The sequence below is a fragment of the Brevundimonas diminuta 3F5N genome (genome assembly GCF_900163625.1).
GTDB lineage: Bacteria > Pseudomonadota > Alphaproteobacteria > Caulobacterales > Caulobacteraceae > Brevundimonas > Brevundimonas diminuta_A.
In genome coordinates this window covers 1-13,870 of the sequence record NZ_FUIE01000040.1, presented here as the reverse complement: position 1 = coordinate 13,870, position 13,870 = coordinate 1, and the positions used below count along the sequence as shown (strand labels likewise).

Here is a 13,870-nt window from a genome sequence, read left to right as displayed (position 1 = left end):
CCCGGCGTCCGCCGGGATGAGCGGGTTTTAAAGCGGCCGGTTCAAGTTTTTACGAAGCCGGTTGCGCTCGCTGCGCCCTTAGCTGGCCGCGCGCCAGGTGGTCGGCCACAGATCCTGCGGCACGGCGGTGCAGCTGGGCATTTCCTTCTCGTCCAGCAGGGCGAAGCGTTCGCCGGTCCAGGCCCAGGTCCCCATGCGGCCGCAGTCGCCGATCCCGCGTCCACGGCCGAAGGCGAACAGGGTGCGGGTCTTGGGGTCATAGCGGCTGTTGACCAGTTCGTCGTGGCTGCCTGTGGCCGTGGGGAAGACGACCGGCTGGGGCGCGCTCCTGTCCGCCGGGGTGATGAAATAGACCTGGGTGAAGTTATAGGCGCCCTCGCCGCACGGCACGCTCCACAGCAGCTTGTCGGAGGCCAGGCGGGCGACCTCGACGTCCGGTTCGAACCGCTCGCCCTTGCGGGTTTCGGCCAGGCATTCCTTCACCTTGGGGTGGGCTAGCAGCGCCGGCGACAGGTCGTCGTGCACCAGGCCGTTCTGCGGCGCGGCGGCGGCGATCGTCACGCGTGGCGCGGCGGGGGCTGCGGGCACGCTGGAGGCCGGGCGATCGCCGCGGCGGATCAGGGCGGTGGTCGTGCCCAGCCGCCCCTGACGTTCGTCGATCCACAGGAAGGCGGCGGCGGCTCCGCCCAGGCTGACCTTCATCTGCTTGTCGCCGCGCCTCAACGCCATGAAGGAGCCGTTGCCCAGGCCCTGCATCAACTGGGCCGAGGGCGTCCTGAAGGCGATGACGTCGCCTTCCTCGTCCATCTTGGTGTTCTGGCCCGCGTGACGGCGGCCGTCGATTTCGGCGTAGACGTCGCCCTCGCCGTCCTCCAGGCCCCAGCCGCCCATGTGGACGATGGGCCGGGCGTCCGGTCCGGGCGCGAGCGAGACGAGGACGAAGCCCATCCGGTTTTCGCCCGATCCAAAGGCGACGCAGTGGTTGGTGTTGTCGCAGGTGGCGGTCCAGTCGCGGAACTCGCGCGTCACGCTGGGCGGATTGGCGGCGGCGGCCTGGACGGCGGGCGTGGCGGCGGCTTCAGCAGGGGCGGGCGCGGCTGGCGCTTCGGGCGTGGCGGCGGCCTCACGCCCCTTGCAGGCGGCCAGCGTCAGGGGGAGGAGGGCGACGGAGGCGGCGAACCGCAGGCGGCGAAGCGTCATCAGGCGTTCCATGCGTTTTTGATCGACCGGCGGCCTCAAGCGTAGCCGTGAAAAAGCCTAGCGGCCGAGCCGCTGTTTCGTTCCGGCCTGACGTTCGGGCCTTGCGGCTTTCGTCCCCTTTGCGCCCGCGCGCTGGGGTCGCTATATCCCCTGCACCGAATTCCTTCCCTGATTGAGAGACAGAGGCGTAAGCATGGCCAAGATCAAGGTCGCCAATCCCATCGTGGACATCGACGGCGACGAAATGACCCGGATCATCTGGCAGATGATCAAGGACAAGCTGGTCTTCCCGTACCTGGACCTCGAACTCGACTATTACGACCTCGGCATGGAAAGCCGTGACGCCACCGACGATCAGATCACGATCGACGCGGCCCACGCCATCCAGAAGCACGGCGTCGGCGTGAAGTGCGCCACCATCACCCCGGACGAGGCGCGCGTCGCCGAATTCGGTCTGAAGAAGATGTGGAAGTCGCCGAATGGCACCATCCGCAACATCCTGGGCGGCGTGGTCTTCCGCGAGCCGATCATCTGCAAGAACGTGCCGCGTCTGGTGCCGGGCTGGACCCAGCCGATCGTCGTCGGCCGTCACGCCTTCGGCGACCAGTACAAGGCGACTGACTTCCTGATGCCGGGACCGGGCGTGCTGACCATCAAGTTCGTCGGCGACGACGGCGAGATCATCGAGCATGAGGTCTACAAGTCGCCGGGCGCTGGCGTCGCCATGGGCATGTACAACCTGGACGCCTCGATCCGCGAGTTCGCCCACGCCTCGTTCGGCTATGGCCTGAACCGCAACTACCCGGTCTATCTGTCGACCAAGAACACCATCCTGAAAGCCTACGACGGCCGCTTCAAGGACATCTTCCAGGAAGTCTTCGACGCCGACTACGCCGAGGAATTCAAGAAGCGCGGCCTGACCTATGAGCACCGCCTGATCGACGACATGGTCGCGGCCGCGATCAAGTGGTCGGGCGGCTTCGTCTGGGCGTGCAAGAACTACGACGGCGACGTGCAGTCGGACATCGTGGCGCAGGGCTTCGGCTCGCTGGGCCTGATGACCTCGGTGCTGATGACGCCGGACGGCAAGGTCATGGAAACCGAGGCCGCCCACGGCACCGTGACCCGTCACTACCGCCAGCATCAGAAGGGCGAGGCCACCTCGACCAACTCGATCGCCTCGATCTTCGCCTGGACCCGCGGCTTCAAGCACCGCGCCAAGCTGGACGGCAACACCGAGCTGGCCGAGTTCGCCGATACCCTGGAGCGCGTGGTCGTCGAGACCGTCGAGTCGGGCTTCATGACCAAGGATCTGGCCCTGCTGGTCGGTGATCAGCAGTCCTGGCTGACGACCGAAGGCTTCTTGGACAAGGTGTCCGAGAACCTGAAGAAGGCCCTGCCGGGCATCGGCTGAGTTTAGCTCAGCATGGCATCAAGGCCCGTCGGAGCAATCTGGCGGGCCTTTTTGCTGGGCGCTTATTGCGTCGGCGTGGGGACAGGGGGACGGAGCCGCGTGAAAACACGCATTGAACCCGCCCACGAACCATGTCCCTAATACTCTTGGGGATTTTGACGCTGTTTCGTCGTCGTCTCGTCGCGTTCGTAAGGCAGGGGAGGGCCGATGAACCGCAAACTGATCATTCGTCTGGGGGTGGCTGCCGCCGCTGTCTTTGTGGTCGCCTACGCCGCTTCGCCGTTGCTGGCGGCGCGATCGTTGGTGCAGGCGGCGAAGGCTGGGGATGAAAAGGGGCTGGAGCGCCAGGTGGACTTTCCCGCCTTCCGCGCCAGCCTGAAGGACGAGCTGAACGCCCGCATGATGGCCGAGATGCGCAACGATCCGCGCATGGCCGACAGCGGTCTGTCGGGCTTGGGGATGCTGCTGGCGCCCGCCATCGTCGGCGGGGCGGTGGACGCTTTCGTGACCCCCCAGGCCATTTCGATGATGGTGCAGGAGGGCCGCTCGCCCAAGCCCGCCCTCTCGGTCGAAACCGAGCAGGAAGCGAAGCCTGACAATGACCGGGTGCGCCAGTCGTGGGGCTATCGCGACCTGGACACCTTCGCCGTCACCCTGACGCGCGACGACCAGCCGAACGAAGCGGTGTCCCTGCTGATGAAGCGTCGCAACCTGTTCGGCTGGAAGCTGGCGGCGATCGATCTGGGCGCGCCGGAGTAGGCTTCTCCTCCCCATGAAATGGGGAGGTGGATGGGCGGCGCAGCCGACGAGACGGAGGGGCTGCTTGGTTCCGCTGCCGTAAAGCCCCTCCACCGCTTCGCGGTCCCCCTCCCCATTGCATGGGGAGGAAAGAAAAAGGGCGACGCACCGAATGCGCCGCCCTTTCCTGTTTCAGCCTGTCGGGGCGATCAGCCCTTCAGCGCGGCGCGGATGGCGTTCAGGCCGTCCTCGGCCTTGGAGCCGTCCGGGGCGCCGCCCTGGGCGAAGTCGGGCTTGCCGCCTGCGCCCTTGCCGCCCATGGCGATGACGGCGTCGCGGGCCAGATCAGCGGCATTGACCTTGCCGGCCATGTCCGGCGTCGCGGCGACAGTGATGGCCGCCTTGCCGTCGGTGACGCCGACCAGGGCGACGACGCCTGAGCCGATCTGCTTCTTGAAGTCCTCGGCCACGCCGCGCAGGCCCTTGCCGTCGACGCCATCCAGAACGCGGGCGATCAGCTTGATCCCGCCGATCTCTTCGGGCGCGGCATTGGCGCCTGCGCCGCCGCCCAGGGCCAGTTGCTTCTTCAGGTCGGCGACCTGCTTCTCCAGCGTCTTGACCGAGGCCTGCAGGCCCTCGACGCGGGCCGGAACCTCGGCGGGTTGGATCTTGAAGCCCTGGGCCAGATGGCGGGCGACGTTGGCCTGATCCAGCAGGAAGCGGCGGGCCGCCTCGCCGGTCAGGGCCTCGACGCGGCGCACGCCGGCGGCCACGCCGCCTTCCGAGACGATCTTGAACAGGGCGATGTCGCCGGTGCGGAAGACGTGAGTGCCGCCGCACAGTTCGACCGAATAGGCGCCCGGACCAGACAGGGCGCGACCGATGGTCAGGACGCGGACTTCATCGCCGTACTTTTCGCCGAACAGGGCCACGGCGCCCGCCGCGATGGCGGCGTCGGGCGTCATCAGTTCGGTGGTGACGGGGACGTTCTGGCGGATGACGGCGTTCACCTCGTCCTCGACGCGGGCGATCTCCTCGTCCGTCATCGGGGCGTTGTGGCTGAAGTCGAAGCGCATGCGCTCGGCGTCGACCATCTGGCCCTTCTGGGCGACGTGGGCGCCCAGCACGTTCTTGACGGCGGCGTGGAACAGGTGGGCGGCCGAGTGGTTGGCGCGGGTGGTCGGGCGCGAGCCTTCCGCGACCGTGGCGGTCACGACCGCGCCGGTCGCCAGCGAGCCCTTGGTCACTTCCAGCGTGTGAACGTGCAGGTCGCCGCCGTGCTTCTTGGTGTCGAGAACGCGGCCTTCGCCGCCGCTCCAGACGAAGGCGCCCTTGTCGCCCGCCTGACCGCCGCCTTCGCCGTAGAAGGGGGTCTTGTCCAGCAGGACCTCGACCGTCTCGCCGGTCGCGGCGGAGGGGCTTTCCGCGCCCTCCTTGACGATGGCCAGAACCTTGCCTTCGCCGGTCTCGGACTCATAGCCGGTGAACTCCGTGCCGCCGTGCTGATCGCGCAGGGCCAGCCAGGCGCCGGCCGAGGCCGTCTGGCCAGAGCCCTTCCAGTGCTCGCGCGAGCGGTCGCGCTGCTCGGCCATGGCGGATTCGAAGCCGTCGACGTTGACGCTGAAGCCGCGACGGCGGGCCTCGTCCTGCGTCAGGTCCAGCGGGAAGCCGTAGGTGTCGTACAGGGTGAAGGCCGTCTGGCCGTCCAGCATGTCGCCGGCCTTGAAGTCGCTGGTCGCCTGATCGAACAGGTTCATGCCGCGACCCAGGGTGGTGCGGAAGCGGATCTCTTCCTGCTTCAACGTGTCCTCGATGAAGGCCTGGGCGCGGCCCAGTTCCGGATAGGCCTCGCCCATTTCCTGAACCAGCGTCGGCACCAGACGGTGCATCAGCGGGTCCGACGCGCCCAGCAGGTGGGCGTGACGCATGGCGCGGCGCATGATGCGGCGCAGGACATAGCCCCGGCCCTCGTTCGAGGGCGTCACGCCGTCGGCGATCAGGAAGGCGGTCGAGCGCAGGTGGTCGGCGATGACGCGGTGCGACGGGGCGCGCTCGCCCTCGGCCTTGGTCGAGGTCAGCTCTTCCGAGGCGTGGATCAGGCTCTTGAACAGGTCGACGTCATAGTTGGAGTGGACGCCCTGCAGCACGGCGGCGATGCGCTCCAGACCCATGCCGGTGTCGACCGACTTCTTGGGCAGTTCGCGAACGATCTCGTCGTTCTCCTTCTCGAACTGCATGAAGACGTTGTTCCAGATCTCGACGAAGCGGTCGCCGTCTTCGTCCGGCGAACCGGGAGGGCCGCCGAAGATGTGGTCGCCGTGGTCGTAGAAGATCTCGGTGCAGGGGCCGCTGGGGCCGCTGTCGCCCATGGCCCAGAAGTTGTCGGCCGTCGGGATGCGGATGATCTTGTCGTCCGAGAAGCCGGTGATCTTCTTCCAGATGTCGAAGGCTTCGTCGTCGGTGTGATAGACGGTGACCAGCAGGCGCTTGGGATCGAGGCCGAACTCCTTGGTCAGCAGGGTCCAGGCGCGCTCGATGGCGTGGTCCTTGAAGTAGTCGCCGAACGAGAAATTGCCCAGCATTTCAAAGAAGGTGTGGTGACGCGCGGTGTAGCCGACGTTGTCCAGGTCGTTGTGCTTGCCGCCGGCGCGCACGCATTTCTGCGAGCTGGTGGCGCGCTTGTAGGGCGGGGTGGCGGCGCCGGTGAAGTAGTCCTTGAACGGCACCATGCCCGCGTTGACGAACAGCAGCGTCGGGTCGTTCTGCGGCACGAGCGGAGCCGACTGCACCTTCTCGTGGCCGTCGGCGGCGAAGTAGTCGAGGAAGGTGGAACGGATCTGCTTCAGGCTGGTCATGGGCGTATCGCTCTGGAACTCGGGCGCGCGGGAGGAAGTATCGGAACCGGCGTCATATAGGGATTTTGCGCCGAACGCATCACCCAGGCGGAGGTCAGGCTCAGTGCGGCGTCAACGGGCCGTGCAGGGCGCTGCGTGAGCGGATGTGGACGTCGAGCGGAACACCTGCCTCTACCGTGACGGGCTTCAACACGATGTCGTTCTGGACGAGAGGCGTGCGTTCAGCTGTCGGATGCAGCTGTGCAAGCAACAGGTAGCGCCCTGCAGGGACGGAAGGGAAGCTGAAGGCGCCACCCGCCCCGCAAGCCGTTTCGCGTATGTAGGACGCCGATGCGGCTTCGGGCCACGACCACCGCTCTGGTTGGTCGCTGAAGCCGTCACGCCAATCGCCGCGTTCCGTGACGACAAGGCGGTGTTGCCGTTCCAGCAGCCGGCGCATGTGCGGCGTGTCGGGGATCAGACGAACGGACAGTTGTTCGCATGTCAGAGTTTCGTCCGGGATAGGTTCGACAACTCCGCCGTAGCCTTGGCGATAGCTGGCTGTCAGGGTCAGACGTCCCGTGATCGGTGCGCCGGGAGCCAGGGCCCAATCGTGCGCTTTGGCGTCAAAGACGCTGAGGCGTTCGAACTCACGCTGCTCGTGCAGTTGATGAACGGCGGCGAGCGTCAGGCATCCGGAAAGCGGCAGAGCCGTCAGCATGACCGCCAGCGATATGGAGAGAGCGCGCGATTTCATTCGTGCACCATGGCGAAGCGTTGTTGTGGCGTCCATGAGCGGCGTGTTCGGGAGAACGCTTTGCGCCTTAGACGTGCAGGGGATGCGGCGCGATGATCAGGCCGTCCTCGTCGGTGTAGAGCCAATCGCCGGGCGTGAAGATGACGCCGCCGAAAGCGGTAGGGATGTCGATCTCGCCGATGGCGTCGCGGTCGGCGCGCAAGGGAATGGTCCCGACGGCTTTGACGCCGATGTCCATGGTGTTGATGACGGCGGTGTCGCGCACGGCCCCGTGGACGACGATCCCGGCCCAGCCGTTGTCGATGGCCAGCTTCGCCAGATTGTCGCCGACCAGAGCGCGCTTCAGCGAGCCGCCCCCGTTGACCACCAGAACCGCGCCCTGACCGGGTCGCTCCAGCGTCTGACGGATGAGGGCGTTGTCATCCAGCACGCTGAGGGTGCGGATCGGGCCGTGGAAGGTCGTGACCTGGCCAAAGCTGCGGAAGGGAGTCTGGCAGACCCTCACCACGTCAGGATGGGCGTCGCAGAGGTCGGCGGTGGCGATGACGGTCATGGGGAGGCTCCGTGGGGTCGCGGGGACACTGCCCGTAGGCGCCGAGGAGAAACAAGGCCGTTGGGCCGAGAAACGCGTTTGACGGGCGTCTCTCAATCTCCGCTCATCCCGGCGGACGCCGGGATCCAGTGCTTTGGCTTCGGGGCGCGAGGGGCAACGGGTGGCGATGCGTGCGGTGCTCTCACTGGATCCCGGCGTCCGTCGGGATGAGCGGGAGAGGGGGCGGCGTCTTGAGCGGGTAAAAAAAGAGGCCCGCCCGAAGCAGGTCGGGCGGGCCGGTCTCCGTCCGACCGGCCGCGCGGGGTCGGTAGGCGGGTCGCGCGGCGGCGAACGGAGAAGCTTTGGCCGATCAGGGCGCTGATCTGCCCGCCGTTAAGGCAGAGGGCGGCGCCCGCTGGATCCTCGGGTCAAGCCCGAGGATGACGGCGTTTAAGTGTGGCGGGACGGATCAGCCCTCCAGATCTTGGCCCTCGTCGGGTTCGGGGGCGCCCAGCATGTCGTCGGCGATCTTGGCCGTGGACTGACGGACGGCCTTCTCGATGGCGAGGGCCATGTCGGGGTTGTTCTTCAGGAACTCCTTCGCGTTCTCGCGGCCCTGACCGATGCGGGTGGAGTCGTAGGAGAACCAGGAGCCCGACTTCTCGATGATGTTGGCCTTGACCCCCAGGTCGATGATCTCGCCGATCTTGGAGATTCCTTCGCCGTACATGATGTCGAAGATGACCTCGCGGAACGGCGGGGCGACCTTGTTCTTGACCACCTTGACGCGGGTGGTGTTGCCGACGACCTCGTCGCGGTTCTTGATCGCGCCGGTGCGGCGGATGTCGAGGCGCACCGAGGCGTAAAACTTCAGCGCATTGCCGCCCGTCGTCGTTTCCGGCGAGCCGTACATGACGCCGATCTTGTGACGGATCTGGTTGATGAACAGGACGATGCACTTCGACTTGGAGATCGAGGCCGTCAGCTTGCGCAGGGCCTGCGACATCAGGCGGGCCTGAAGGCCGGGCAGGCTGTCGCCCATCTCGCCCTCGATTTCAGCGCGCGGCGTCAGCGCAGCGACCGAGTCGACCACCACGATGTCCACGGCGCCCGAGCGCACCAGGGTGTCGACGATCTCCAGCGCCTGTTCGCCCGTGTCGGGCTGCGACACCAGAAGATCGTCCAGGTTGACGCCCAGCTTCTGGGCGTAGACCGGGTCCAGCGCGTGCTCGGCGTCGACGAAGGCGGCCACGCCGCCCTTCTTCTGGACTTCGGCCACGGTGTGCAGGGCCAGTGTCGTCTTGCCCGAGGATTCCGGGCCGAACACCTCGATCACCCGCCCGACCGGCAGGCCGCCGATGCCCAGCGCCATGTCGAGGCCCAGCGAGCCGGTCGAGACGCTGTCGATCTCGGCCACTACGCCGGCCTTGCCCAATTTCATGACCGAGCCCTTGCCGAAGGCGCGATCGATCTGCGCGATCGCCGCCTCTAGAGCGCGTTGTTTGTCGCCGTCTTCTTTACCCACGAGCTTCAGTGCCGCCTGTGACATTGGTTTTCTCTCCCTTGCCATGATTCCCATCTGACTTCGGGAGAGACCCGCCACGGACCCGCTCCCTCGTTGAGACGGACTATGGACATGGTTTGTTCTTGTTCGCAAGATGTTCTCGTGAACTGAACGAGAACATTTATCACGATGCGACCGGTTTTGTCGTGACGCCTCAGCCGCGCCAGAAGGGTCGGGCGCGGGCCAGGCGGGCGAAGGCGCGGTCTGAGGCGGCGTGCAGGACGGCGGCGCTCTGTTCGCGGCGGCCGATCAGGCGACCAGCGGCGAAGGCGATCTCGGGCGAGGTCAGCCGGGCTTCGGCGGGGATGCGGTCGCGCGCCACGGCCAGGTCGTTGAGGGCGCCGAAGGCGTCCTGCACCCGCTCCAGGGCCTTGAGGAAACGCCGCTCGCGGCCGGGGCGCTCGGACAGGCCGGCGAAGAACTCGGCCGCATAGCGCAGACGCTTCACCCGAATGCGCAGACGGTGCCGACCTGCGGCGTCCAGTTGGTCGAGGCGGCGGCCGCCGCGCCGTATGCGTCGGTTCAACTGTTGCAAGGCCTCGGCGGCGAACTTGGCGACGGGCCGTTGTCGACGCCAGGCGCGCACCGGATCGGGATCGGTCCGCCAGGCGCCGATCTCGATCCAGGTCAGGGTCTCGAGCATCAGGGCGGCGTAGCGCGGCGAATCGATCGCCGCCATGGCCCGGCGGTAGGCGCCGCTGCGCGCCGCCAGCAGGCGCAGGCCCAGAGGGGCGAGGTCGGGGGCGGGCGTCTCGAGCGCGGCGGGATGAAAGACGTCGCGGATGAAGACGTCCAGGTCGCGCGCGGCGTCGGTCTCATGCGCCAGCCATTTCAGCTCGGCGACGACGGGGGCGACGTCTTCGCTCAGCAGGGGAGCGAACACCGACAGGGCGGCGCGCAGGCGGCGTAGACCCACCCGCAGTTGATGCAGGGCTTCGGGCCGCCGAACGCGGCGCAGCAGTTCGGCGTTGGCGGAGACCTGGCCCAGGGCGGCCAGGGCCGTGCGGCGCAAGGCGGCCTCGGCCGACAGGGCGCGAGGCAGGGGATCGGCGCGGGCGAAACGGGGCGCGCGTTCAGTTCCCTCGGCTAGGCGCCAGCCGCGCTCGGCCTTGCTCTCGAACAGGGGGACCAGGGCGATGTCGGCCGACAGGCGTCGGGCCAGGGCGAACAGGGCCTGGGGCGGGCCGTCCTTCAGCTCCAGCTCCAGCTCGCGCAGGGGCTCGACGCGGTCGCCCGCCGACAGTTCGCCCTCGTCATAGGCGGCCTCGATCACGGCGCCGTCGAAGGCGACCAGCCGGGTGTGGCGGCGCACCGTGCTGGCGAAGCGGGGCGATAGGGCGCGGCGGCTGCCCTTCAGCAGGGGGGCGGCGGGCGTCGTCTTCAGCGTCTTCCAGTCCAGGGCCTCGCTGGGAACCGGCGTCTCCCATTCGGCGCGGTTAAGGATGTCGCCGCCGGTCTGGCCTTTCAGCGTCTGGACGAAGCCACGCCCCGTGGCGCGCACCCGCAGGCCCCAGCCCGCGCGGCGCAGCGCCTGATCCGGCGTGTCGAAATAGACGGAGCGCAGGGTCTGAACGCTGTCCTCGCCCGCCAGGGCCGGATGGGCGGCCAGGCGCGCGGCGGCGCCGGGAGCGAGCCGGAACTTGAGTTCGATTTCCTGCGCCATTTCCTGGGCCATGCCGGACATGACGCCATTGTGCGCCCATCCCCGCGTGGGTCCAAGGCGATGAAAATGATCCAACAGCCAAGCTCGCGCGTTAGGGGGACATGACTGATCTTCAGACCGCCCAAATCGTCCAACCCGCCGAGCCGGCCAAGCCCGCCGTCCTGACCATTCGCAACGCCCGCCTGGGCGACGTCGCCGGGATCAACGCCCTGGTGGCGCGGGTCTACAAAGACATGCCGCCCTATACGCCGGGGATGCTGCGCGGCCAGATCGCTACCTATCCCGACGGCCAGTTCGTGGTCGAGTTCGAGGGCGAGATCGTCGGCTACGCCGCCAGCTTCCGCATCGACGAGGCCTCGGCCATGGGGCCGCACACCTGGGACCAGATCACCGGCGGCGGCTATGGCGCGCGGCATGATCCGGCGGGCGAGTGGTTGTACGGGATGGAGGTCTGCGTCGATCCGGCCCGGCGGCGCCTGCGCATCGGCCAGCGCCTGTATGATGCGCGCCGCGACCTGTGCGAAGCGCAGAATCTGAAGGGCATCGTTTTCGGCGGCAGGATGCCGGGGCTGGCGCGTCGCCGCGCCGCTTATCCCGACCCGAACGCCTATGTGGAGGCGGTGCGCGACCGCAAGGTGAAGGATCCGATCATGGCCTTTCACCAGCGTTCGGGTTTCGAGCCGGCGGGGGTGCTGCTGAACTATCTGCCGTCGGACAAGGCGTCGCTGGGCCATGCGGCGCGCTGGGTCTGGCGCAACCCCTACTATGTCGAGGCGACGGGCAAGGGGGCGGCCTTCGCGGTCAAGGAGACGGTGCGCGTCGCCACCGTCCAGCTGCAGATGCGCAAGGTCGAGAGCTTCCAGGAGTTCATGGACAACGTCGAATACTTCGTCGATGTGGGGTCCGACTATCGCGCCGACTTCGTGGTCTTCCCCGAGCTGTTCACGCTGCAGCTTCTGTCGCTGGAGACGAAGAAGCTGACGCCGGCGGAATCGATCGAGGCCCTGACCCGCTATACGCCGCGCTTCGTCGAGGCGATGCGCGAGCTGGCGGTCGGCTACAACGTCAACATCATCGGGGGCTCGCACCCGACGCGGACCGAGGACGGCGAGATCCAGAACGTCGCCTACGTCTTCCTGCGCGACGGTTCGGTGCATGAGCAGGAGAAGATTCACCCGACGCCGAACGAGCGCCACTGGTGGAACATCAAGGGCGGCGATCGCGTCCACGCCATCCCGACCGACTGCGGGCCGATCGGGGTGATGATCTGCTACGATTCCGAGTTCCCCGAACTGGCGCGGCGTCTGGCGGACGAGGGGGCGCGCATCCTGTTCACGCCCTTCTGCACCGACAACCGGCAGGGGTATCTGCGGGTGCGTTATTGCTCGCAGGCGCGGGCGATCGAGAACCAGTGCTACGTCGTCCTGTCGGGCAATGTCGGCAACCTGCCGAACGTCGAGAACATGGACATCCAGTATGCGCAGTCGTGCATCCTGACGCCGTGCGACTTCCCGTTTGCGCGCGACGGGGTGGCGGCTGAGGCCAGCGAGAACGTCGAGACGGTCACGGTGGCGGACCTGGACCTGTCCGACCTGGCCTGGGCCAAGGCGCAAGGAACGGTGCGGAACCTGCGCGACCGCCGGTTCGATCTGTACAAGACGGTGTGGGCGGACGGGGGGTGACCTTACCCCCGCTCATTCCGGCGGGGTGTTTGGCCTGCATCCCTTAATCTTCCTCGTCATTCTCGGGCTTGTCCCGAGAATCCATAAACGCAGGGCTTGGGCGCGAAGGCGTGGCGTTTCGCCTTCATACGTGCGCGGTTCTGGATCCCGGCACAAGACCGGGGATGACGGGATGGGGGTAGGGGCAGGCCTATTCACGCTGCGTTTGAGGCCAAAGCACTGGGCCCCGGCGTCCGCCGGGGTGAGCGGATTTTGTAGGGCGCCTATTCCGGCCGCTTCGCCGGGCTGTCTCGGAACCGGGGCGCGGGCGCGGGCTGCACCACGCCCTGCGCCGTGACGAAGGCCTCGCGCGCTTGGTTGTGCGGATGGTCGGGCGCCTCGGTCATGGACAGGACGGGGGCGACGCAGGCGGCCTCGGCGTCGGGGTCGCTGCACCAGTCGTCGCGGGTGCGGGTGCGGAAGACCGCGGCCAGCTTGTCCTTCAGCCTCGGCCATTGGACCGGATCGAACGGCATGGCGAAATCGGGGTCATTGGCCAGTCCCGTCAGCCGCATCAACGCGATGTAGAAGGCCGGTTCGATGGCCCCGACAGCGACGTATTTGCCGTCCTGCGTCTCATAGACCTCGTAAAACGGCGCGCCGGTGTCGAGCAGGTTGACGCCGCGCTCGTCGCGCCAGGCCAGGCTGGGCGGCAGGGGCGCGGGCATATTCTGGCGGAAGCCCCAGATCATGCTCATCAGCAGGGATGAGCCGTCGGTCATGGCGCAGTCGATGACGTCGCCGCGCCCGGTGCGCTGGGCCTTCAGCAGACCCGCGACCATGCCGAAGGCCAGCAGCATGCCGCCGCCGCCGAAGTCGCCGACCATGTTGATCGGCGGGGTCGGCTTCTCGCCCGCCCGGCCGAAGGCGTGCAGGGCGCCCGAGACGGCGATGTAGTCGATGTCGTGACCCGGCGCTGGGGCCAGCGGCCCGTCCTGACCCCAGCCGGTCATGCGGCCGTAGACGAGGCGCGGATTGTCGGCCAGCAGCGCGTCGGGGCCGAGGCCGAGACGCTCCATCACGCCGGGACGGAAACCTTCGATCAGGCCGTCGGCGGTTCGCGCCAGATCGCGGATCAGGGCGGCGCCTTCGGGCGTCTTCAGGTCGGCTTCGACCAGACGGGCGCGGCTGCGGTTCAGGGGATCGCGCGGGTCGGGCGCGGCGCCGGGACGGTGGACCAGCACCACCTCGGCGCCGTGATCGGCCAGCATCATGCCGCAGAAGGGGGCGGGGCCGATGCCGCCGATTTCGATGATGGTCAGGCCGTCGAGGGTTCCGCTCATGCCGGCCACTGAAGCCGAGGCGGGCGGCCCCGTCCAGCTTGCGCTGTCCGAGGCCGCCTCTTCGGGGGGAGCTGAAGAATGAACCCGCTCACCCCGGCGGACGCCGGGGCCCAGTAAGAGCAACGCGCGCCGCGCCAACCGGCACGGTCGAGCCCTTGGCCAAA

General features: G+C 67.7%; 10 protein-coding genes. 3 read left to right on the top strand and 7 right to left on the bottom strand.

Features of this window, described 5'->3' with window-relative positions:
* Positions 1-78 precede the first annotated feature (78 nt).
* On the bottom strand, positions 79-1,200 hold the full coding sequence (locus FM111_RS07800; RefSeq protein WP_179205053.1) for a DUF1176 domain-containing protein: 1,122 nt from the start codon (positions 1,198-1,200) through the stop codon (positions 79-81).
* Between the two features lie 193 nt (positions 1,201-1,393).
* On the opposite strand from FM111_RS07800, the gene FM111_RS07795 reads away from it, so the two are divergent.
* Together FM111_RS07795 and FM111_RS07790 are read left to right on the top strand one after the other, a co-directional pair.
* Complete coding sequence (locus FM111_RS07795) at positions 1,394-2,614, top strand: NADP-dependent isocitrate dehydrogenase (RefSeq protein WP_087140407.1); 1,221 nt, start codon at positions 1,394-1,396, stop codon at positions 2,612-2,614.
* A gap of 207 nt (positions 2,615-2,821) precedes the next feature.
* The gene (locus FM111_RS07790; protein WP_087140406.1) at positions 2,822-3,373 is read left to right on the top strand and encodes a DUF2939 domain-containing protein; all 552 of its coding nucleotides are present in this window, start codon (positions 2,822-2,824) and stop codon (positions 3,371-3,373) included.
* A 188-nt stretch (positions 3,374-3,561) separates the two neighbouring features.
* Here FM111_RS07790 and alaS read toward each other — a convergent pair whose 3' ends face one another.
* From alaS to FM111_RS07765, 5 genes are all read right to left on the bottom strand, one after another.
* Positions 3,562-6,207: an alanine--tRNA ligase gene (gene alaS / locus FM111_RS07785; RefSeq protein ID WP_087140405.1), complete on the bottom strand. Its 2,646-nt coding sequence runs from the start codon at positions 6,205-6,207 to the stop codon at positions 3,562-3,564.
* Positions 6,208-6,307: 100 nt separating this feature from the next.
* The gene (locus FM111_RS07780; RefSeq protein WP_179205052.1) at positions 6,308-6,907 is read right to left on the bottom strand and encodes a carboxypeptidase-like regulatory domain-containing protein; all 600 of its coding nucleotides are present in this window, start codon (positions 6,905-6,907) and stop codon (positions 6,308-6,310) included.
* Between the two features lie 103 nt (positions 6,908-7,010).
* Complete coding sequence (gene rraA / locus FM111_RS07775; protein WP_087140403.1) at positions 7,011-7,496, bottom strand: ribonuclease E activity regulator RraA; 486 nt, start codon at positions 7,494-7,496, stop codon at positions 7,011-7,013.
* Between the two features lie 448 nt (positions 7,497-7,944).
* Positions 7,945-9,024: a recombinase RecA gene (recA, locus tag FM111_RS07770; protein ID WP_087140402.1), complete on the bottom strand. Its 1,080-nt coding sequence runs from the start codon at positions 9,022-9,024 to the stop codon at positions 7,945-7,947.
* Between the two features lie 169 nt (positions 9,025-9,193).
* Complete coding sequence (locus FM111_RS07765) at positions 9,194-10,723, bottom strand: CYTH and CHAD domain-containing protein (protein WP_087140401.1); 1,530 nt, start codon at positions 10,721-10,723, stop codon at positions 9,194-9,196.
* An 80-nt stretch (positions 10,724-10,803) separates the two neighbouring features.
* On the opposite strand from FM111_RS07765, the gene FM111_RS07760 reads away from it, so the two are divergent.
* Positions 10,804-12,384 carry a bifunctional GNAT family N-acetyltransferase/carbon-nitrogen hydrolase family protein gene (locus tag FM111_RS07760; RefSeq protein ID WP_087140400.1) on the top strand — a complete coding sequence of 527 codons (1,581 nt, stop codon included), beginning with the start codon at positions 10,804-10,806 and terminating at the stop codon, positions 12,382-12,384.
* Between the two features lie 263 nt (positions 12,385-12,647).
* Here the strand turns inward: FM111_RS07760 and FM111_RS07755 are convergent, their stop codons facing one another.
* Positions 12,648-13,706: a CaiB/BaiF CoA transferase family protein gene (locus FM111_RS07755; protein ID WP_087140399.1), complete on the bottom strand. Its 1,059-nt coding sequence runs from the start codon at positions 13,704-13,706 to the stop codon at positions 12,648-12,650.
* Positions 13,707-13,870: the final 164 nt, after the last annotated feature.

Excerpts from the sequence above, each read along its gene's own strand:
- FM111_RS07800 (WP_179205053.1), bottom strand. The coding sequence starts at position 1,200 with ATGACGCTTCGCCGCCTGCGGTTCGCCGCCTCCGTCGCCCTCCTCCCC.
- FM111_RS07795 (WP_087140407.1), top strand. The coding sequence starts at position 1,394 with ATGGCCAAGATCAAGGTCGCCAATCCCATCGTGGACATCGACGGCGAC.
- FM111_RS07790 (WP_087140406.1), top strand. The coding sequence starts at position 2,822 with ATGAACCGCAAACTGATCATTCGTCTGGGGGTGGCTGCCGCCGCTGTC.
- alaS (WP_087140405.1), bottom strand. The coding sequence starts at position 6,207 with ATGACCAGCCTGAAGCAGATCCGTTCCACCTTCCTCGACTACTTCGCC.
- FM111_RS07780 (WP_179205052.1), bottom strand. The coding sequence starts at position 6,907 with ATGCTGACGGCTCTGCCGCTTTCCGGATGCCTGACGCTCGCCGCCGTT.
- rraA (WP_087140403.1), bottom strand. The coding sequence starts at position 7,496 with ATGACCGTCATCGCCACCGCCGACCTCTGCGACGCCCATCCTGACGTG.
- recA (WP_087140402.1), bottom strand. The coding sequence starts at position 9,024 with ATGTCACAGGCGGCACTGAAGCTCGTGGGTAAAGAAGACGGCGACAAA.
- FM111_RS07765 (WP_087140401.1), bottom strand. The coding sequence starts at position 10,723 with ATGTCCGGCATGGCCCAGGAAATGGCGCAGGAAATCGAACTCAAGTTC.
- FM111_RS07760 (WP_087140400.1), top strand. The coding sequence starts at position 10,804 with ATGACTGATCTTCAGACCGCCCAAATCGTCCAACCCGCCGAGCCGGCC.
- FM111_RS07755 (WP_087140399.1), bottom strand. The coding sequence starts at position 13,706 with ATGAGCGGAACCCTCGACGGCCTGACCATCATCGAAATCGGCGGCATC.